Genomic DNA, 22501 nt, shown 5'->3' on the forward strand with positions numbered 1-22501 from the left:
GCGTAATTACTGCCCTGCTTTCCAGTGCCTGCTCATATCCACTGCAGCATGAATTGCTGCAAATAAACTGCTGCTGGTTGCTTCACCAGTACCGGCAAGATTCAGCGCAGTACCATGATCCACTGAGGTGCGGATAAAAGGCAGTCCCAGAGTGATATTAACGCCCTCTCCAAAACTTGCATATTTTAATACCGGCAATCCCTGATCATGATACATAGCCAGAACAGCATCAGCCTGTTCAAGCATGAAAGGCTGAAACAGTGTATCTGCCGGAAATGGTCCGGTTATTTGCATACCTTTCTGTTGTAACTGGCTGATTACCGGAATAATAATATCATTTTCTTCATTTCCAAGATGACCGCCTTCACCAGCATGCGGATTGAGACCGGCAACCAGAATACGCGGCTGTATCAGCCCGAATTTTGTCTGCAAATCATGATGCAGAATAGTTAGTACTTCGGTTAATAATTCAAGTGTCAGGGTATCTGCTACTGCCCGCAGTGGTAAGTGAGTAGTGGCTAAAGCCACTCTCAGACCGCCACCGGTAAGCATCATTACTACTTGAGAAGTAGCACTTTTAGCAGCCAGATATTCCGTATGGCCGCTAAAAGCAATACCGCTATCGTTGATAATTCCTTTATGAACCGGAGCAGTGACTATAGCAGCAAATTCACCCTGTTCTATGCCAGTATATGCTCTGTCCAGTAATTGCAATACATAAGCAGCATTTTGTACGTTTAATTTTCCTGCCTGAACAGATACCTGAACTGGAATATGACAAACTTCCAGTACTCCGGATACAGGTTTGTTACTATCTGGCTGATAAGCCTGTATGGTAATTTTTTTATTCAGTTGTGCCGCACGCTGCTGCAATAATTGCATATCTCCCAATACCACAATGCGTTGCGGCCAGTCCTGGCTGGCCAGATCCAGACAGATATCCGGACCGATACCTGCCGGCTCTCCGCTAGTAACAGCAATAATTAACTGATTCTTCATAAAAATAAGCCAGAATTATAATGATATTTTTCACAGAAAAATCAATAAAAAATACTTTGCTATCAGAATATGCAAACTCGACATTTGGACACTGATACAGGCTGCACGCATTGCAGAAAAGTCGTTTTTATCCGGTTAATCCAAAGGACGAATACTGATATAGGCCTGATCATGTAACTGTTTCAGGAAATTCTGCAGTAGAATTTCGCGTTTTTCCTGCACCAGTACTGCACGCATCCCGTTACGCTGACGTTCTTGCGGGCTGTCATTGCTTCTGACAGCTACCAGACGGATTACGTGCCAGCCAAACTGAGTACGCACCGGCATGGATATCTGACCCGGCTGCAATGATTTCACCGCAGCTTCGAATGGCGGCACAGTCTCACCATCGATAATCCAGCCCAGATCTCCGCCATTTTGTGCACTGCCATCCTGAGAATACTGCCGTGCCAGCTGATCGAATGAGGCACCGGAACGTGCCTGCTGAGCAATCTGTTCAATCAGTTTTCGTGTGATATCGTTATCGTTTTTCAACAAAATATGTTGCACATGATAGGAATAGGCTGTAACCGGTGGCGGCAGAGGTCTTCCTTCCTGCTGGGCACGTGCAATAGCATCATCTACCTCTGCATCACTGACCTGACTTTTGCCCATTACTTCACTTTGTTCAATTTTCTGTGCCAGCAGGTTTTCCGTTATGGTGCGGCGCAGCTGATCTTCATTCACACCTTCTTTAGCAATGCGCTGAATCAGCTCTTTAACTGTCATATGGCGTTGTGAAGCAAACAGTTCAATTGCTTCGTTTACATCGGCATTAGTCAGGCGGATATTGGAGCGCCTGGCAGCTTGCACCAGTAAATCCTTACGTATCAGCTGTGCAAGTGCCTGCTCGTGTAAATCTGCATTACTGATATTTTGTCCTTTTGGTAACTGTGAACGCATCTGGGCTGCTACTAAGTCCAGCTCGCGACGTGTTATTACATCATCATTGACAACTGCCACAATGTTATCAACTGGTTTGATATCCAATGCCATTGCCGAAGGCAATACTACAGCCAGCATCGTTGCTGCCAGCCAGGAATGTATCTTTTTCATTAATGTTTTACCTCATAAGTATTGCTGTAACCGGGAATTTGTGAAGTGAGCTGATTGAGGGAACCATTTCCCATACCTGTCAGGTCACGCAACTGCAATTGGAATAATACGGCGGTTTTGCGTTTTTTGTAATCATCTGTATAGCGGGAACCTACCAGTCCGGCACTCCAGCAATGACACGGACTCTGGTACTCTATCCCTACTGTCTGATTCAGAGATGTACTACTATTAAAATCATAATCCTGCCGTGCGACCAGATAGTAATTACGGGTTAGCGGCCATTGAACACCGACATCTATTGTACGCATTTTGCCATAAACATCATCATATAAATTTTCATAACGACCATATTTATAGCGAACACTGATAGTTTTACCTGCATTCGGTGTATAGCGGATGCCAAAGTTATAACTTTCAGATGTTTTTAAATCCTGATTATAATGCCAGTTAGTTTCAGCTGTGATGTGCTCGCTCAGGGCAGCACGTCCAAAAGCCACCATATCAGAGCGTTTGCGTTCTTTATTTTTAGGCGTGTTGTCATTCAGTTTGACGTTATCATCACGGAAATAAAAGCGCTGACCAATACCGGCTGCGAAACGTTCAATACCGTTAGTACTATCATATATCCGAGATTGCAGTGCTGTTGTCATAAAATTAGCCGCATTGATTCTGTCCTGTCCTGAATAACGGTTTTCATGAAATAACTGATCATAGGTAAAACTGTTTTCAGCTGTATCAAACAAAGGCATATCATTCTGATTACGTCGCGGTATATAGGTATAAAACAGACGTGGTTCCAGTGTCTGAATATATCCCTTGTTTAATCGATTGTTTTTCCATAAACGCTCAAAGGTCACGCCTGAATCCACACTAAGTAAAGGTACGGCACGATCCATACTGCGGCTATCCTGATTATCCTGCCGGTTCATATCATAATGAGTGGCATGAAAACTCAGTTTTGGCCGAATATAACCCCAGTTATTGGAATAGTCAGCAGTAAATGTGGGCAATAACACCATGCGGGTACCATTGGGATATTTATGTATCCACCAGTCTTTATGACCAGTTTCCCTGCCCTCAAAACGGGTTGCTTCAGCATAGACATTGACTGCGTAATGATTACCAAAATAACGGTTCCACGTAGCAGATAAACGAGGTAAACGTGAATAAGGCTGATCCTTATATCCACTGATTGAGGCCAGTGTCTGATATTTTTGCACCATTAAACTGCCATCAAATGTCCCGCCCCATAAATCCCGGTGGTAATTCAGCCATGCCTGCCGGTTCAGATTAGAACTGCCATTATCTCCGCTCCAAAAATCACGCCGGTAATCATCATCTGAGACCTGATGATAGTCAATACCGCCGGTTAATCCCTTTGCCAGTCTCTGGGAATGGGTAAAATCAATTTCTGCACGATTTTTGTGACTGCTTTTCTGATCATTCGGCACCCAGTCAGCACTAATCTGCCCCTGATAAGTCGGCTGCAGGTAACGTAAATCACCGCCCAGCTGTATGCCACGGCTACTAATAAAATGCGGCCGGATAGTTGCATCATAATTAGGAGCCAGATTCAGATAATAAGGAGTCATTATTTCAAAACCGTCAGATCCTCCTTTAAGTGTAGGCGTCAGAAACCCGCTTTTACGATTGCCGTTTAACGGAAAATCGATCCATGGTGTGTAAAACAGAGGAACACCGCCAAATACCAGCGTTGCATTACGGGCTACCCCGACATTTTTATCATAATCCAGATCAATACTGCCTGAACGGATATACCAGCTGTCATCGCCCGGATTACAGGTGTTGAATTTAGCACTTTGCAGACGATAGCGATTTTTACCACCCATCTGTATCTCGTCCCCGACACCTTGCAGACGCCGGTTATCATTTTCCATTTCAAAGCGGCCGGCATCACCGACACCCGTACTTTTAGCCATGTCGTAAGTAACATGTTCACCGGTAACACGTCCCTTACCATTATCTAAAGTAAAGTGATCACCAGCTTTAACAATCTGGCTTTCCTGATCATAATCAGCCCAGTCTGAATTCAAAGTGACATCATTACGCTCAATAATGACACTCCCTTTTGCATGTACCTGAACCTGTGACTGCCCGTTGACATCGTCAGCCACAACCCGGGTAACATCAGTACCCGGATTAGCTTCACCGCTGCTTTGTACAGGTTTAACAAAATTTTTCGGACGCTGTGGCGCTGTACAAACATTTCCTTCGCCCATAGACAAAGGTGAGGCCGCAAGAACAAACCCGGGCAAAGTACAAAAAACCGTTGTTAAGGCCAGAGCTAATGGTTTTGGAGAGAATAAGTAGGACAAAGTATCACCTAAACGGCTTTGCCAGTTAAAATAGTGTTTATTTTAACCTGAAAAATGTCATGCAACGAGAATCTGAATTAAAAAAATGGTTTCATACCTGCTATCCGCAACAGGAATTTGTTCTTAGCTTTGCAGCTGCTGATGCTGATTTCCGACGCTATTTCCGCGCTACTTTTACTGACGACCGTACAGTAATCTGTATGGACGCCCCACCGGATAAAATGAGTATCCTGCCATATATTAAGGTACAAAAGCTTTTTCAGGCTCTTAATGTTCCCGAAATCTATCATCTGGATACACAGCAAGGATTTATGGCTCTGGAAGATTTTGGTAATACCCCTTATCTGGCCGCACTGCAACAAGATAAACGTACTGAAGTACACAAAGTATTGCTGCTGGAAGCCATTGATGAACTCATCAAACTACAACTTTCAAGCCAGCCGGAGCAACTACCATTATATGATGAAGCCGTACTAAAAAGGGAAATGCAACTTTTTCCTGAATGGTATGTTCAGAAAGAACTTGGTTTATCATTAACTGAGAAACAGCAACAGTTATGGCAGCAGACAGTTAACAATATATTACCGGTAATATTGTCACAGCCACTGGTCTATGTACATCGTGATTTTATTGTTCGAAACATCATGCTCACCCGTGACCGTCCTGGTATTCTTGATTTTCAGGATGCATTGTATGGTCCGATTACTTATGATTTAGTATCACTATTACGTGATGCATTTATCGAATGGGACGAAGAATTTATACTTGATATTGTCATTCGTTACTGGGAAAAAGCAAGAGCTGCCGGATTACCGGTACGTACCGATTTTGATCAGTTTTACCGTGATTTTGAATGGATGGGTGTACAGCGCCATCTGAAAGTTGCCGGTATCTTTGCCCGCTTATATTACCGCGATGGTAAAGATAAATATCGCGGTGAAATTCATCGCTTCCTGAAATATTTACGCAAAACCAGCCGCCGTTATGGTGAATTGCGCCCGCTACTGCAATTAATTACTGAATTAATTGGCTCAGAAGAAGTTCAGACAGGTTATACCTTCTGAATAAATCAAAATGATTAAATATCTGCCAGGAAATAATAAAGCTGCCTTAATTTCTAAGCAGCTTTATTATTTAATCTGCAGAAATATTAAATAAAAATTTTAGTTTCTGCCAAAATCCCATTACTGCATAATTATTTAACCGGTTATTTAAGTGCCATTCCTGTTGTTTCATTTGTTCAAGTAAATTGTGTAAATGTGATACTTCAGATTTCATTTCTTCATACTTTAGATTTATATAATTAAGCTCTCTTTTTAAATTTGCTTGTTCATTATCATTTAATAGCTGCTTATTTTCTAATTCACGCTTATATGCGTCTTCAAGAGAAATAATCTTATCCGTATAAAATTTATGATTCACCGGATCTGAACGTATTTTGCCATATACGTTTTTCTCAAAAATCTTCTTTAGTGAGAAATAATAATTTTCAACATCTGCAACTGTAAATTTTATTTCACCGCCAAACTCTGTCTCTAGTTTTAATTTTTTTGATATACTCACTTCAATGATCGGTATATGATTCTTTTCAAAAGAGTGTATTTTTTTAGAATAACAAGCATTAGTATAAACAACCTCTATAGCCAGACATCCTTTCCATTTTTCCTGTAATTCACACTCAGAAGAAAAATAGCCAACAAGGTCAGGATAATATTTTTCCTCATCTTGATCAAAATGCTTAAATCGAAGACACGGCTCAACTAAAAATTTTGAAAAATTTAAAATATATTTATTTTTATCAATAGTAAATTTAATTACAGGCATTTCCAGTAATATCACTGTCGCTGCAGAATGATAAATAGACTCTTTATTGTTTTCATCAATTTCGTCGGATTTATACCGAAAAAAGCCATGTTCAGTTGGAATTAACTCCAGACGATTAATTTCATCATATTCCGTTGAGTAAAACGTTAATTCCAGATATTTTTTAAAATTTTGTTCTTTTAATCTCAGAACATCCCAGATATAAAAAATTTTTGGCTGCAAAGATTGATTTTCGCAAATAAAACATTGATTTTTATCTTTAGCATATGCCCAGATTTTTCTAGCCATTTGTTATTCTCCCCTGTATTAAATTTAAATAAAATAATTCAGATTCACAAAATTGACTTCTTTTTAAAGCTACAAAGGCATATACCCGTCAAATCGCGTCGTTTTACCAAAATACTGAAATGCCGGTGTCTTTCCTGCTAAAACTGCCCCATTAGCCGGTCTTTTTACCACGACCCGTTTTCGGGCTAATTTCTGTGCTGCGAGTAATAAAGCCTGATCATTATTCATATCTGCATTACCCAGTAATTCATGAAAATAAGCCATTTCTTTTTTTACTGCCGCTGCTTTTTGCTTTTGCGGATACATCGGATCCAGATAGACCACATCAGGCAATGGTATCTGCTTTTGTTCCGCGTCCGGTAAAGTAATACTGCCATAATGCAGATGAATCTGCTTTGCTATATGCGCAGTCTGTTCATCAACCATCGCACGTTTCAGCCCATCCGCAAATAAAACATATACATAAGGATTCTGTTCAAATACCACAACTTCCAGTCCCAATGATGCCATTACAAAAGCGTCCCGACCTAAACCTCCGGTAGCATCCCAGACAAGCGGCCGGTTTTTGGCCTGAATAGCACGTGCCAGTAATTCTCCCCCGCCAAAAAGCCGCCGGTGTCGTGCAGTACCTTCTACAAAATCAACCCGCACGACCCCTTTTTGCCCGGCTTTAGCTAAAGCAAGACTGTCATTTTCGTATATCAGATATAATCCCTGTTCGGGTGGTTGTTGCTGATAACAGAGTTTTTTACTGGCCAGCAATTTCTGTAAAGGAGTGATCAGATCAGTTTTATCTGCTATCTGACCGGTTAAAATCAGAGGCTTTACCATCAGACAATCCCTAACCGTTCCATCCGGTAACGCATAGAACGAAAACTGATACCCAGTAACTTGGCGGCCTGTGTTCGGTTATATCGGGTTTGCGCCAAAGCCTGTTCCAGGATTTTTCTCTCTATTTCATCCAGATAATCCTGTATCTGAGTTTTTCCGAACTGGTAATCCTTAATTTCCTCATTACTATCTGCGGATAGATTACTGCCTGCATTCTCTGCAGATTCAGTACGCGGATTATCCAGCTGATAGCTATGAATCTGTAAATCATCTATATCAATAATATGATTTTTCGACAGTGCAATAGCACGTTCCAGAATATTCTCCAATTCACGGAAATTACCGGGATAACTGTATTGCAACAGTGCTTTTTTTGCTTCCGGTGTTAATGTCATGGTTTCATCATGCAAAATTCGTTGCAGTAAAACCCGAATTAACTGCGGTAAATCATCACGTAATTCACGTAATGGCGGCATGATAATAGATACAACATTCAAACGATAAAACAAGTCCTGACGAAACTGACCTGATTCAACCAGAGCATTTAAATCTTTATGAGTTGCACAGATAATACGGACATCAACCTGCTTTTCTTCCATTTCGCCAATCCGGCGTACAGCACGTTCCTGAATGGCCCGCAATAATTTAACCTGCATCGATAGTGGTAAATCAGCTACCTCATCCAGAAATAATGTTCCACCGTCCGCATGCTGGAAAAAACCGGCCCTGTCTGATTCTGCTCCGGTAAAACTGCCTTTTTTATAACCAAAAAACTCACTTTCCATCAATGCTTCAGGTATGGCACCACAATTTACAGCAACAAATGCCTTGTCTCTGCGTTCTGACTGTTCATGAATACTGCGCGCTGCCTGCTCTTTACCACTGCCTGATTCTCCGGCGATGTATACCGGCACGTTACTTTTAGCCAGCTTGCTGATCAACTGACGTACTTCTGTTATTAACGGAGAATTACCCAGTAAACGTTCACGTACCTGCTGTTCGTTAACCGTTGCGGAAGCATCTTCATTTTTTTGTTTATTTTCAGACTGTTTAAATGCGGTTACCATTTTATTATCTATTTCGGTTTCGGCAGTATTATTGATTGTAATAACAGATTTAACCAGAGTACGCAGCTGTGCCAGAGTAATGGGTTTTTGTAAGTAATCGAAAGCACCATTTTTCAGTGCCTGTACAGCCTGCGCTGCATTTCCGTAAGCGGTAATAACTGCAATCGGAATATCCAGATTATGAGCAGTGATATAATCAACAATCTCCAGCCCGGAGCCATCCGGCATACGCATATCCGTTAGCACCAGGGAGAAAGCATGCGTACGTAAAGCCTTTTTTGCCTCAGCTACGCCAGCGGCAGTTTTTACGGACAAACCCATTTTAATCAGGGTTAACTCCATTAAATCACGAATATCGGCTTCATCATCTATTATCAGTACCGGCTTTTCTAAGTCCATCTGATTATTATTATTCATCAACCATCCTTGGCAAGGTTAATTCAAATCCATTAACTTCAGGGCGATAAATTAACTGACCATGATTAGCCTGAGCCAGCTCGCGCGCCACATACAATCCAAGACCAGTGCCACTGGGTTCAGTCGTAAAAAATGGTTCAAACAATTGCAACTGATTTTCCGCACTGACACCAGCCCCATTATCAATTACAGTAATGGAAATTTCATTTTGCTCTTCTATGCAAAAAATAACACGAATAGCATTTTTATTCTGCAAACTATGACGCCATGCATTATTCATCAGATTCCATATAATCTGCTGCAAATGTACCGAATCACACCAGACGATTAAATCTCCTTTATCGGCTTGTAGTTCAATACAATTTACGGCCTGCTGCCTGATCAGTATAAATTCCTGCAAAAAGGCAGTCCAGAATACCCGCAAATCAATTGCCTGCTTATTTTTTTTATCCCGCTTGTTCAGCATACTGATATCTTCAAGCATTTTATCAATACGACTGATATTATTTTCTATAATATTAAACAGCCGCAGTCGTGTCGAATCATATTTTTCTTCCTGTAACAATTCATTGGCCTGTCTTATTGCAGACATCGGATTGCGAATTTCATGAGCCAGATTAGCCGTTAACTGGCCTAATGAGGCCAGTTTAATGGCCATAGCCTCCTTATCAATTTCAGTACGCGAACGCATTGATAACATCAGTAAAGGTGTATTTGCTTCCTGTAACAAGCGTGCATGCACCCTCATCGGCCAATTATTCAGTGTACAGTTTATTTCGAAAATATTTTTCTGTTCAGTATGCCAGTAATGCATAACCTGACGAAATAAAGCAGTTTGTTTATCAACCAGCAGCATCGGGAAATAATTCTGCGCCTTCCGGTTAATCAGCCACACCAGACCGCTTTCATCCAGTACAACTACCCCTTCCTGTACATAATTAAAAGCACGGTCGAGCAAATTCCGGTAACTGTCCAGCATTTTTGACTGCTGATCTTGCAAACTTTGTGAACGCGCCAGTAAAGTAGCGGCATAGGCAGTCAGACCGGCCACAAGAAAGACAGCGGCAATCAGCATGATGGCAATAATGCATATCCGCATACTGTGATTAGCAAAACCATTACGGCTTAGCTGCGTCCAGGTAATGATGACAATCAGTAAAGTTACATAACCGGCATAAATCATCGGATACCGGCCACGGCTGAACAAACAGGCCGAACCGACAAATGGCAGGAGTAAAATACCAAAACCGCTATCCACTCCTCCACCCATATTCATCAGCCAGGCTATCATGGTAATGTCTACAGCAGAATTAACATTTGGTAGTGCATCCGGCTGATTCTGCCAGCGTGGTACCAGCATGGAAAAGACAATCAGAATACCGTAGAGTGCTGCCCAGCTATACAGTTCAATTTTATTGAATATAGGTACAGCCAGACCGGGCTCATCCATGCTGCGGGTCAGCAAATAAAACGTCATAATTGAAAACAGCAGACTTATACGCGCAATATTCAGCAAAGCTGAAAGCCTGTCCAGATATTGCGGCCAGCCATTTATATACGTTTTCATACCGGCTTAGTTTCCGTTATCCAGATCACCATAGACGGCAACGATATCACCCGAAACGCTTAATTCCTTACCTTTATGTCCGCGTTTATTAAGAATATCCTGAACGCGTAAGGTTTCCTGATAGCGTCCGCCACGTTTTCCCTGAGTCTCCAGTTTAAATTCCGATTTATTTGTCAGAGTAAGATAAAGCAGTTTCTCATTAGCCGGTAAACTCATAATTTGCAGACCACGGCCTTTAGCCATCACTTTCAATTCATGTAATGGAAAGGCCAGCAGACGATTGGCACTGGAGATGGCAATAAGTTGAGTCTGCCCGTTTACAGACAGGCAGGCAGACGGTACAGGAAGCGGCGGCAGCAATGCCTCATCACTATTAACCGTCATAACAACTTTACCGTTTTTAGTACGGCTGACCATATCTTTAAATGCAACCACAAAACCATATCCGCCACTGTTACTCAGTACATAATGCTGTTGCGGCAAGGCACTGAGCATAGCTACAATTCTGGCACCTTTATCTAAATCAACCAATGAACCTGCAGGCACACCATCACCACGTCCACCCGGAATACTGGCAGCATCCACACTATAAGCTCGCCCGCGCGAATCAAGTAAAATTACCGGCCAGACTGTACGTCCCTCTACTGCCTGAAGCAGACCGTCACCTTCCTTGAAAGTAGTCTGGCTTAAATCCAGATTGTGTCCGACACGCGTTTTCAGCCAGCCCTTCTGTGACAATACCAGTGTAACTGGTTCATCTGCAGTAGTTCGTGTAAGCGTAGCCCGCTCTGCCGGCTGTATCAGTGTACGCCGGTCATCTCCATAGATTTTGGTATCAGACTCAATTTCTTTGATAATCAGTCGTTTTTTAGCTTTATCATCTTCCAGAAGGGTGGTTAACTGATCATGTTCCTGCTGTAGTTTATTAAGTTCTGTTTCCAGTTTAATCCACTCCAGTCTGGCCAGCTGACGTAAACGGATTTCAAGAATATCATCCGCCTGTATCTCACTTAAACCGAATGCAGACATCAATTCATTTTTGGGTTCATCTGATTCACGGATAACCCTGATGACTTCATCAATATGAAGAAATGCCGTTTGCCGCCCATGTAAAATATGAATACGTTTTTCCACCTGTTCCAGACGGTATTGCAAACGCCGGGTTACAGTCAGTATCCGAAAATCCAACCATTCACGCAGAATCTGATATAAATTCTTTTGTGCCGGTTTATTATCCCGCCCCATCATAACCAGATTGACCGGCACATTCCCTTCCAAACTGGTTTGTGCCAGCAAAGTATTCATAAATTCTTCAGGTTGAAGACGACTGGATTTCGGTTCAAACACCAGACGCACTGGTTCCTGACTATCTGATTCATCACGCACCCGCTCAAGCAGTGATAGCATTAATGTGCGCGTATTCTGCTGTTCCTGAGTGAGATTTTTTTTACCGGTTTTCGGTTTGGGATTAGTCTGTTCTTCTATCTCAGCCAGAATTTTTTGCGCAGAAGTACCGGGAGGTAATTCTGTGACAATAGCCCGCCAGTGTCCGCGTGCCAGTTTTTCAATTTCATAACGTGCGCGTACACGTATACTGCCTTTACCCTGTGCATAAATTGCCTGAATATCCTCTGGTGCAGTAATAATCTGACCACCACCGGCAAAATCAGGACCGGGTAAATACTGCATTAAGGCTGCTGAATCCAGCTCAGGTTTTTTCAACAGAGCCACAACAGCTGCACTGACTTCGCGTAAATTATGTGAAGGAATTTCAGTTGCCAGACCTACTGCAATACCTGAGGCGCCATTAAGCAATATCATTGGCAGGCGTGCCGGTAATACAGAGGGTTCAGCAGAACTGGCATCATAATTGGGCACAAAATCCACAGTACCCATATCGATTTCCGATAACAGCAATTCAGCAATCGGTGCTAAGCGTGCTTCGGTATAGCGCATAGCTGCTGCGCTGTCACCATCACGTGAACCAAAATTGCCAATACCGTTAATCAGAGGGTAACGCAAGGTAAAATCCTGTGCCATCCGAACCATAGCATCATAAGCTGATGAATCACCATGCGGATGATATTTACCTAGTATCTCACCAACCACGCGGGCAGATTTTACCGGTTTGGCACCATGAGCCAGCCCCATATCTTTCATAGCATACAGAATGCGTCGCTGAACCGGCTTCTGCCCGTCAGCCACATCCGGTAATGCCCGCCCTTTTACCACACTCATGGCATAGGCAAGGTAAGCACGTTCTGCATACTGACCAAGTAACAGATGATCATCACTGCGGTCTGATTGTTGAATAGATTCACTCATACTTATTCTGACTTAATTAAATTCTTCTGTGGAACAGATTATCTAAGCTACCTATTGTAAAGGATTTTGCTTTTATACCCAAAACTACTGCTTCTGGTTTGATGAAATAACAGAACAGAAATTCATGTTATAAAAACCATTATCATTTCAGCTAAATATTGTTGGTTTTAATACAACACAAACTTTGCAGAAATTGCAATTTTTCTAAAGAATAAACTTTTTTATCTAATTTTTTAAAAATTTTCTTATGCCGGCAATATATCGTATTTAAATTATATATTGATTTTAAAAATAAAAAAGCTGTCCGGAGCTCAGCCCGGACAGCTTTAATAACTTTAATCAATTAATCAGCTTGTCGGCGAATGACTGCCGGAATTTCGAAGTCATCCAGCACAGACTGATTTGAGAAATCAGCAGCAGCCAGATTCATCCCGCGTGCACTGCGTCCTGAACGTACCACACTTCCGATATCCGGATAGGCATCTTCAGTACCAGTGGCTTGTACGGTTTGCAAAACACGCAAACTGCTCGGTTGCTGGTGATGTAAAACTTTCTGTTCCTGCAATCCGGTAGCAATAATGGTTACGCGGATTTCGCCTTCTTCCATACTGTCATCTTCAGAAGTACCGTATTTCAGGGCGGCATCATCATGTGCATATTCATCAATCATGCACATAATTTCTTTGTATTCAGACATTTTCAGGCAGCCTGGTGCGGTAGTAATATTAACCAGCACACCCTGTGCGCCATCCAGAGTCACGTCGTCCAGAAGCGGGCTAGCAATAGCCTGTTCTGTAGCAATACGGGCACGGTCAACACCATGTGCACTGCCTGACCCCATCATGGCCATACCCATAATACTCATGACATTTTTCACATCGGCAAAATCCAGATTAATGATACCCGGATTAGTAATGACTTCAGCAATTCCGGCTACTGCATTACGCAATACATTGTCTGCCGCACGAAAAGCCTCACGCATACTTACATCTTCACCCAGTGCTGACATTAATTTGTCATTCGGAATCACAATGAGTGAATCAACGGTATTTTTAAGAATCTCAATCCCGTTATTAGCAACGTGAATACGTTTACCTTCATATTCAAACGGACGGGTAACAACAGCAACAGTCAGAATACCCATCTCTTTTGCCAGCTCAGCTACTACCGGAGCCGCACCTGTACCTGTACCCCCCCCCATACCAGTGGTGATAAACAGCATATTCGCTCCGCGAATAGCATCAGATAATGCTTCGCGGTCTTCCATTGCGGCGTTACGGCCAATTTCCGGATCGGCTCCTGCGCCGAGACCACGGGTGAGATTATTGCCCAGCTGAATGCGTTTAGATGCTTTACTGTTTTGTAAAGACTGTGCATCAGTATTGGCACTGATAAACTCAATACCGGCTACCGCATTTTCCACCATATTGTTAATAGCATTACAGCCACCACCGCCGATACCAATGACTTTGATAACTGCAGCACCGACTACCGTCTCCACAACATCATATACCAATTGCATTTATGTCTCCTGACAAAACCTATGCATAAACGTCATCTGCCCTTGTATAGCTATCATTATATAGACAGTTATATACAATGCGCAAAAGTTCTGTCATTTAATGTTTGAGTTTAGTTAAAAATTGTTCTTAAACCAAGTCTGTAATTTTTTAAGCCATGAATCTTTCGGTTCAGAAGCTGCTGCCACAGGCATGTCTGTTTTGTTTTCTTCTTCACAGGCAGACTGTAACAGACCAATAGCAGTAGCATAACGCGGATTGCGAATCCGTTCTGAGACACCACCCATTTCCTGCGGCACACCAATTCGGGCTGGTAGATTAAATACATCCTCTGCCAGCTCGACCATTCCAGGTAATAATGATGCTCCGCCGGTAAGAACTATGCCTGAAGTCAGCACATCCTCAGGAAAACCGGAACGGCGCAATTCATTTAGTGTCAGTTCCAGAATCTCTTCCACGCGCGGACCAATTACACTTGCAAGTGTCCGACGCGAAATCTGGCGCGGATTACGGTCACCCACACTGGGCACCTCAATCATATCATCAAGACCATCCATGGTTGCCAGTGCCACTCCATGATTGATTTTGATGTATTCAGCTGCACTGTGGGGTGTACGCAACGCTTGTGCCAGATCTTTGGTAATCAAATCCCCTGCCACCGGAATAACGGCTGTATGCCTGATAGCTCCGTTAGTATATACGGCAATATCTGTCGTGCCGCCGCCGATATCAATAACACAGACACCCAGATCTTTTTCATCTTCAGTCAGTACTGCCTGACCACTGGCCAGTGGCTGTAATATCATTTTATTGATTTGCAAACCACAGCGATTGACACACTTCTGGATATTCTGCATCGCTGTTACAGCACCGGTAATAATATGTATGCGCGTGTCCAGACGAACCCCGCTCATGCCAATGGGTTCACGCACACCCGGCTGATTATCAATAATAAATTCCTGTACCACTGTATGTAAAATATCGTGATCCGGCGGAATATTGACAGCTTTTGCCGTTTCAATTGCACGGTCAATATCAGCCTGACTGACTTCTCCGTCCTTGATTTTAACCACACCCTGTGAATTGAAACTGCGAATATGATTACCTGCAATACCAGTTGTTACACAGTCTACCTGTACATCAGCCATCATCTGCGCTTCTTCCATGGCCTGCTTGATTGCTTGTGCAGTGGTTTCAATGTTGGTCACCATACCTGCTTTCAAACCGCGCGACGGAGCCTGCCCTAAACCAACAATGTGGATTTCATTATCTTCCTGAACCTCACCAATAAGAGCGATTACTTTTGAAGTGCCGATATCCAGTGCACTGATGTATTTTTTACCTTTAACCATGGTCATCACTTTAAAATCAAATAATCAATCGGTCTGTCCGGATCAATCCAGATTTGCTTCATACTGATCCGCCACTTCAGATGCATTTACTGCTCTGGTACTTGCAGCTGAATTAGCCTTATTTTTGTACCGTAACGCAAAACCATCCGGATAACGCAAATCTACATAATCGATATTACTGGCCTGTTTCTGTAAAACCTGTGGCCATGCCCAGACAAAATGAGCCAAACGCTGTTCTACCTTTTCCCGCCCCAGTTTCAGGGTAATTCCGTTGCTTAAGGTCAGCTGCCAGGCAGAACGATTACTTAACTGCAACTGCTGAATATGCAGACCTGTTGATTGCAACAAATTTTCGAATGTTAACAAATGTACGGTCATGTAGCGAGCAGAACCGCTGCTTCCAACAAATACCGGCAGCTGCTCATGAATTACTGCATTAAATATCTGTCCGTCAGTATCCACCAGCTGCTGGTCATTCCAGCGTGCAACAGGGTCCCGCTCCCTAATGTCTAACTGTACCGTATCCGGCCAGATTCGTTTTACCTGTACTTTATATACCCAGGGTAGTTTAGCCAGTGCAGATTGTGCCGCACTCACATCCACAGTAAAAATATTACCCTGCAAATATTGTCTGCTGATTTGTTCAATTTCAGCCGACTGCAAATGCTTCAACGGATGTATTACCTGAATTTGCCGGACCGGAAAATATGGCGAATGCACCAGCCACGATCCGCCTGCTGCCAGCAGGCAGAACAATACACATACATATAACCACCGATAAAGCCGTTTTAAGGCTTGTGCATTATCCCAAAGTCGCATGACTTAAAATTTCAACACACAAATCTTCAAAACTCAAGCCAATTTCACGTGCAGCTTTAGGCACCAGACTGTGTCCGGTCATACCGGGTACAGTATTAACTTCCAGAATATAGATTGTACCGTCCGCATCACGCAGAAAATCTACTCGCCCCCAGCCCCGACCACCCAATGCTTTAAAAGCACGGGCTGTCAAATCACGCATATACTGCTCATCTGCCGGTGCCAGATCAGCCGGACACAAATACTCGGTATCATTGCGATGGTATTTAGCTTCATAATCATAAAACTCCGTTGCCGGTACGATGCGAATACTTGGCAATACCTGTTCACCAAGAATACCACATGTATATTCACCACCTTCGATGGCCCGTTCAGCCAGAATTTCACCATGGTACTGTTTCAGTTGCTGATAAACTTGTGCCAACTCACCAGCCTGCCTGATTTTCACCACACCCACACTACTGCCTTCTGCTGCAGGTTTAACAAATAAAGGTAAACCCAGCTCTTCTTCTACTGCAGCAAAATTACTATCATCATGCAGCACAATAAATGGTACGCAAGGCAAACCAACTCCCTGCCAGACTAGACGACTACGGAATTTATCCATACCCAGCGCACTGGCCGCAACACCACAACCGGTGTAAGGAATATCAAATGCTTCCAATGCCCCCTGTACGACTCCGTCTTCTCCATAAGAGCCATGCAGAATATTAAAAGCCCGGTCAAAGCCGGCACTAACCAGTTCAGACAATGGCCGCTCAGACGGATCAAATGCATGTGCATCTATACCACGGCTTTTCAATGCAGTAAGAATTGATGCACCACTAGCCAGTGAAACCTTACGCTCACTGGAGAAACCGCCCATCAGTACGGCAACTTTACCAAAATCACTCATTGTTTGTCATTAATCCTGTTTTTCTTTTAATAAGAACAGTATGTAAAATAATTAAACTGCTGTCATTATACTGCAGCAGACATTCCGGTAAGCATGGCAGGTACTTTGTTAATACTGCCGGCACCCATATTGAGCAAAACATCACCATCTTGCAAGACATTTAATAACGTGGGCGCCATTTCGTCTACGTTTGCTACATAAATCGGCTCAACTTTACCCAGCACTCTGATCGCACGCATTAATGCCTTACTGTCAGCCGCCACAATCGGGTCTTCACCAGCAGAATACACTTCCGTTAAAACCACGCCATCAGCTTTACTCAAAACCTGAACAAAATCTTCAAACAAGTCCCGTGTACGTGTATAGCGGTGTGGCTGGAATGCTACGACCAGACGACGCTGAGGGTAGGCTCCTCGTGCAGCAGCTATGGTTGCAGACATTTCAACAGGATGATGACCATAGTCATCAATTAGTAATGCTTCGCCACCATTCGGTAATGCAATCTCACCGTACTGCTGAAAACGGCGACCCACACCTGCAAAACTTTCCAGCCCAAGTTGAATTGCCGGTACTGAGACACCAATTTCCAGTGCAATCCCGATAACAGCCAGTGCATTCAGAACATTATGCCGCCCTGGCATATTGACCGTCACACTAAATGGTTTTATGCCTTTTTTACGCGTATGGACATCAAAATGCATTTGTGCACCATCGGCAACAATATTAGTTGCATATAAATCAGCATTTTCATCCAGACCATAGGTAACAAAAGGTTTCTGAATCAACGGTAAAATCTGACGCACATGCTCACTGTCAATACATAGAAAGGCTTTGCCGTAAAACGGCATGCGGTGCACAAAATCCACAAACGCCTGATGTAGTTTTTCTACATCATGATCATATGTATCCATATGATCGGTATCAATATTGGTAACGACCGTAAATAAAGGTGTCAGATATAAAAACGAAGCATCTGATTCATCTGCTTCAGCAACAATATATTCACCTTTACCCAGCTTGGCATTGGTTCCGGCTGCAGTTAACCGACCACCAATAACAAAAGTCGGATCCAGCCCCGCTGCTGCCAGTACAGAAGCAGTTAAACTGGTTGTTGTGGTTTTACCATGTGTACCGGCAATGGCAATACCGCGACCAAAGCGCATGATTTCAGCCAGCATCATGGCTCGCGGAATTACCGGAATTTTTTGTTCTTGCGCCGCTACCACTTCCGGATTATCTTTTTTAACGGCTGTTGATGTCACTACTACATCTGCACCAGTAATATTTTCAGCACTGTGTCCAGAACAAATATGCACTCCGATTGCCCGTAAATGCCGGGTTGCGGCATTATCAGCCAAATCAGATCCACTTATCTGATAACCTTCATTATGTAAAACTTCTGCAATACCGCACATACCGGTTCCGCCAATCCCTACAAAATGAATATGGCGGATACGGTCTTTCATGTTTTCTTTCATACTTTATAACTTTTCCTGCCAGTCTGAATTGTGATTGATAGCTCGTGTCTGAACAATTCATCCGGCTCAATCAAAATTTAACGGATACTCGCCAGCGCTGCTGCCGCAACCTTAGCCGCACTGTCAGGCTGAGCCAGCGCACGTGCTTTAATCGCCATGTCTAAACAGCGTTCGCGCGATAAATCGGCCAGCGTAGTCATTAATGTCTGCGTATTCAGATTCGTCTGCGGTAATAATATTGCCGCACCATCTTTAACCATAAACTGTGCATTAGCTGTCTGATGGTCATCTACCGCATGCGGATAAGGCACCAGAATTGCCCCGACTCCGGCAGCGGTTAATTCAGCAATTGTCAGTGCACCTGCCCGGCAAATCACCAAATCGGCGTTACGATAGGCTGATACCATATCTGTGATAAATTCAACACATTGCGCCTCTACTGCGCACTGAGCATAATTCTGCTCCAACTGTGTCAGTTTATTTCGTCCGGACTGATGCAGCAGTCGCGGACGCTGTTCAGCCGGTAACAAAGCCACAGCCTGCGGCACAATCTGATTCAATACATCAGCACCCAGACTTCCGCCAACTACCAGAATATTCAGCTCACCATTTCTACCGTTAAAGCGCTGTTGCGGTGGTGGTAATGCAGCAATATCAGCACGTACCGGATTACCTACCAGTCCGTTTTCATTTGCAAATACTTGTGGAAATGCATACATTACCTGATTGGCAAAACGAGCCAGCACTTTATTAGATAAACCTGCAATCGCATTCTGTTCATGGATAATCAAGGGTAAACCGCATAGTTTTGCGGCTATACCTCCCGGAAAAGTAACAAAACCACCAAAACCAATGACAGCATCTACCTGATGCCTGCGAATAATCTGACGTGCTGCCGCAATGGTATTTAATAAGGTAAAAGGTAGCATTAGCTTACGCTTTAGCCCGTTACCGCGTATTCCTTTGATTGCCAGGGTTTCCAGTGGTATGTCGTACTGCGGAACCAGACGGGTTTCCATCGCCCCGTCACTACCCAGCCAGATAATACGATGACCCTGTGCCTGTAATGCCTGAGCAACTGCAAGCGCAGGAAAAATATGACCGCCTGTTCCACCAGCCATGACCATGAAAGTTTTTACACTCATTATTTTCCCGTCAAAACTATCAGAGTTTTGTGATTATTTATACTTTGAATCCACGCATCACACGCCGGTTCTCATAATCCACTCGCAACAGCAAACCCACACTGATTAAAATAATCATAACAGCTGAACCACCATATGACAGTAAAGGCAGAGTAAGCCCTTTAGTCGGTAACAGCCCGATATTCACACCAATATTAAAAAAGCTCTGAATGCCCAGCCAGATACCAATACCCTTGGCGACGAAAGAACCATAAAATAATTCTAAATCGCGAGCCTGTTTACCAATGGAAAAAGCACGGACTACCAGCCAGATATAACAAAACATTAATACCAGAATACCGGCAAAACCGAATTCTTCTCCAATGACCGCAAGAATGAAATCCGTATGAGCCTCAGGTAAATAAAAACGTTTTTCCAGACTGGCTCCCAGTCCGACACCAAACCAGCCGCCGCGCCCGATTGCCATTAATGAATGCGTAAGCTGATAACCTTTACCCAGAGGATCTGCCCACGGATCAAGAAAGCCGGCTACACGTGCCATACGGTAAGGCTCAAACAGCACCAGCATAACCATGGCCAGCAAACCAAAACCTACTACGGCCATAAACCAGCGAAACGGTAAACCAGCCAGAAAAAGCAAGCCTACCGCAATAACAGAAACCACTACAAATGAACCAAAGTCCGGTTCCAGCATAATCAGCCCGAGACCAAGTCCTACCGGAATACCTGCAAACCAGACTTTTTTGAATTCTTTCAAGATTTCAGCACGTCTGGTAAAAAAACTGGATAAATACAAAATTATCGCCAGTTTAAAAACTTCGGTAGGCTGGATATTAACCATTCCTACATTAATCCAGCGTTTGGCACCGTTAATTTCTCTTCCCATTACCAGCACCAGAATCAGCAACACGATACTGAACAGCAATACCAGTGGTGTCAGCTTTTTCCATGTTCGCAAAGGAATACGTGCAGCCACACAACCAAGTACACCGCCGCACAATAGAAAAATAGCCTGACGAATCAGATAAAAATAAGTACTGCCACCATCATGCTTTGCATATGCAACTGAGGCCGAGTAAACCATGATCAGACTGAAACTGGCCATCAATACCACCATCCATAACAGTGACTGATCAAAAGTATATCCGCGTCGCAATAGCTTGCGATCCAGCAGACGTGATTCAGTAATCATGCTGCGCTACCCTGCAATTGACGGACGCTGGCAATAAATACCTCACTGCGATGTGCATAACCCTTAAACATATCATAGCTGGCACAAGCCGGACTAAGCAGCACAATATCTCCCGGATGAGCCAGTTCAAAAGCACGTTCAGTAGCGTGCGGCAAATCGTCATAGTACTCTACCGGATAGGAGGCTTGTCCGAGAACTGCACCAAGCTGATGACCATCCACACCAATCAGTAAAACTGCACGTGCCTTATCCTGTAATGCAGCCTGCAACGGAGTAAAATCCTGACCTTTACCCTGTCCGCCCGCAATCAGCACAATAGGTTTATCCAACCCGAGCAATGCAGCACAGGTAGCACCAACATTAGTACCTTTGGAATCATCAATAAATGTCACACCTTTCACTTCGGCTACTTTTTCCACACGATGCGGTAAACCTTTGAAAGTGGGAACATATTGAAGCAATTGTGCACGCGGCAAGCCAATGGCTTCACATAAAGCAAATGCAGCCAAAACATTGGCCGCATTATGTGTACCCTGTAAAGACAGAGCATCACAAGCCAGCAATGGTTCATTACCGGCACACAGCATATCTTTATTCAACCAGAAATCAGTATTATGCTGTAAAGAAAACCATTTCACCGGCCGGTTATTCCGTACCATAGCACGACAAAAAACATCATCGGCATTTAACACTTGTATGGCCTGGCCACGAAAAATCCGGTCTTTGCTATGCGCATAATCCAGAAAATCATCATAGCGATCCAGATGGTCTTCTGATACATTCAGTACTGTAGCAGCAGTCGCATTCAGGCAGGGAGTAGTCTCCAGCTGAAAACTCGATAATTCCAGAACCCAGACATCTGCTGCTTTACCTGCGCGCTCCAGATAGGCTTCCAGTACTGGGGTACCAATATTACCTGCCACCACTGTATCAAGTCCGCATCGCGCACATAAAAAACCCACCAGACTGGTAGTAGTGGTTTTACCGTTTGAACCGGTAATTGCAATAATTTTACTGTTACTGCTTTCAAGTAAATCAGCCAGAATAGCCACATCACCCAGTACGACACCGCCGGCACGTTTAAAATCAACAATAGCAGGCTGACGCTGACTGATTCCCGGGCTTAAAGCCAGAATATCAAACTGGTGCTGTTCAAACACTGTTGCCAGCTCTCCGGTATATACGGCAACCTGATGACGCTCAGTTAAAGACTGCAATTGTTCTGCATCAGGCCGGGCATCATAAATAGCTACATCAGCACCTGCCTGAGTTAAAAACTCCAGCATTGAAATTCCGGTACGCCCCAGCCCTGCAACTAAAACCTTTTGATTACGCCAGTCAATCATGGTTA

17 protein-coding genes are annotated in these 22501 nt (G+C 43.5%); 1 reads left to right on the forward strand and 16 read right to left on the reverse strand.

The features are described from left to right. Positions 1-6: 6 nt before the first annotated feature. The 3 genes from pdxA to GYX91_RS07995 form a co-directional block, all read right to left on the reverse strand. On the reverse strand, positions 7-999 hold the full coding sequence (gene pdxA / locus GYX91_RS07985; RefSeq protein WP_084553060.1) for a 4-hydroxythreonine-4-phosphate dehydrogenase PdxA: 993 nt from the start codon (positions 997-999) through the stop codon (positions 7-9). 135 nt (positions 1000-1134) lie between these two features. Beyond that, positions 1135-2094, reverse strand: coding sequence for a peptidylprolyl isomerase (locus GYX91_RS07990; RefSeq protein ID WP_084552063.1), 960 nt, complete (start codon positions 2092-2094; stop codon positions 1135-1137). Then, entirely contained in the window at positions 2094-4430 is a 2337-nt protein-coding gene (locus GYX91_RS07995; RefSeq protein ID WP_174830539.1) for an LPS-assembly protein LptD, read from the reverse strand. Before GYX91_RS07995 ends, GYX91_RS07990 begins: the two co-directional genes overlap by 1 nt. Positions 4431-4489: 59 nt before the next feature. On the opposite strand from GYX91_RS07995, the gene amgK reads away from it, so the two are divergent. Continuing rightward, entirely contained in the window at positions 4490-5494 is a 1005-nt protein-coding gene (gene amgK, locus GYX91_RS08000; RefSeq protein ID WP_084565505.1) for an N-acetylmuramate/N-acetylglucosamine kinase AmgK, read from the forward strand. A gap of 70 nt (positions 5495-5564) precedes the next feature. On the opposite strand, the gene GYX91_RS08005 is transcribed toward amgK, so the two are convergent. The 13 genes from GYX91_RS08005 to murD all read right to left on the reverse strand — a co-directional run bounded on the left by GYX91_RS08005 (position 5565) and on the right by murD (position 22493). Further along, positions 5565-6542, reverse strand: coding sequence for a hypothetical protein (locus GYX91_RS08005; RefSeq protein WP_174830540.1), 978 nt, complete (start codon positions 6540-6542; stop codon positions 5565-5567). 69 nt (positions 6543-6611) lie between these two features. Further along, positions 6612-7373, reverse strand: a complete 762-nt coding sequence (locus GYX91_RS08010) for a class I SAM-dependent methyltransferase (protein WP_174830541.1) — start codon at positions 7371-7373, stop codon at positions 6612-6614. Further along, entirely contained in the window at positions 7373-8857 is a 1485-nt protein-coding gene (locus GYX91_RS08015) for a sigma-54 dependent transcriptional regulator (RefSeq protein ID WP_174830542.1), read from the reverse strand. The genes GYX91_RS08010 and GYX91_RS08015 overlap by 1 nt, the downstream gene beginning before the upstream one ends. Next, positions 8850-10424, reverse strand: coding sequence for a nitrogen regulation protein NR(II) (locus GYX91_RS08020; protein ID WP_025331230.1), 1575 nt, complete (start codon positions 10422-10424; stop codon positions 8850-8852). The genes GYX91_RS08015 and GYX91_RS08020 overlap by 8 nt, the downstream gene beginning before the upstream one ends. A gap of 6 nt (positions 10425-10430) precedes the next feature. Next, entirely contained in the window at positions 10431-12749 is a 2319-nt protein-coding gene (gene parC / locus GYX91_RS08025) for a DNA topoisomerase IV subunit A (RefSeq protein ID WP_174830543.1), read from the reverse strand. Positions 12750-13092: 343 nt separating this feature from the next. Further along, a complete protein-coding gene (gene ftsZ / locus GYX91_RS08030; RefSeq protein WP_084552070.1) occupies positions 13093-14271 on the reverse strand; it encodes a cell division protein FtsZ in 1179 nt (392 codons plus the stop codon). A gap of 114 nt (positions 14272-14385) precedes the next feature. Continuing rightward, positions 14386-15621, reverse strand: a complete 1236-nt coding sequence (ftsA, locus tag GYX91_RS08035; RefSeq protein ID WP_025331233.1) for a cell division protein FtsA — start codon at positions 15619-15621, stop codon at positions 14386-14388. Positions 15622-15663: 42 nt separating this feature from the next. Next, positions 15664-16440: a cell division protein FtsQ/DivIB gene (locus GYX91_RS08040; RefSeq protein ID WP_174830544.1), complete on the reverse strand. Its 777-nt coding sequence runs from the start codon at positions 16438-16440 to the stop codon at positions 15664-15666. Then, on the reverse strand, positions 16424-17335 hold the full coding sequence (locus GYX91_RS08045; protein WP_174830545.1) for a D-alanine--D-alanine ligase: 912 nt from the start codon (positions 17333-17335) through the stop codon (positions 16424-16426). The genes GYX91_RS08040 and GYX91_RS08045 overlap by 17 nt, the downstream gene beginning before the upstream one ends. A gap of 65 nt (positions 17336-17400) precedes the next feature. Then, entirely contained in the window at positions 17401-18813 is a 1413-nt protein-coding gene (gene murC, locus GYX91_RS08050; RefSeq protein ID WP_232336187.1) for a UDP-N-acetylmuramate--L-alanine ligase, read from the reverse strand. A 77-nt stretch (positions 18814-18890) separates the two neighbouring features. Further along, a complete protein-coding gene (murG, locus tag GYX91_RS08055) occupies positions 18891-19958 on the reverse strand; it encodes an undecaprenyldiphospho-muramoylpentapeptide beta-N-acetylglucosaminyltransferase (protein WP_174830546.1) in 1068 nt (355 codons plus the stop codon). A gap of 37 nt (positions 19959-19995) precedes the next feature. Further along, positions 19996-21150, reverse strand: a complete 1155-nt coding sequence (gene ftsW, locus GYX91_RS08060) for a putative lipid II flippase FtsW (RefSeq protein ID WP_174830547.1) — start codon at positions 21148-21150, stop codon at positions 19996-19998. After that, complete coding sequence (murD, locus tag GYX91_RS08065) at positions 21147-22493, reverse strand: UDP-N-acetylmuramoyl-L-alanine--D-glutamate ligase (RefSeq protein WP_084552137.1); 1347 nt, start codon at positions 22491-22493, stop codon at positions 21147-21149. Before murD ends, ftsW begins: the two co-directional genes overlap by 4 nt. Between the last annotated feature and the right edge of the window lie 8 nt (positions 22494-22501).

The organism is Snodgrassella sp. ESL0304, assembly GCF_013344995.1.
Lineage (GTDB): Bacteria > Pseudomonadota > Gammaproteobacteria > Burkholderiales > Neisseriaceae > Snodgrassella > Snodgrassella alvi.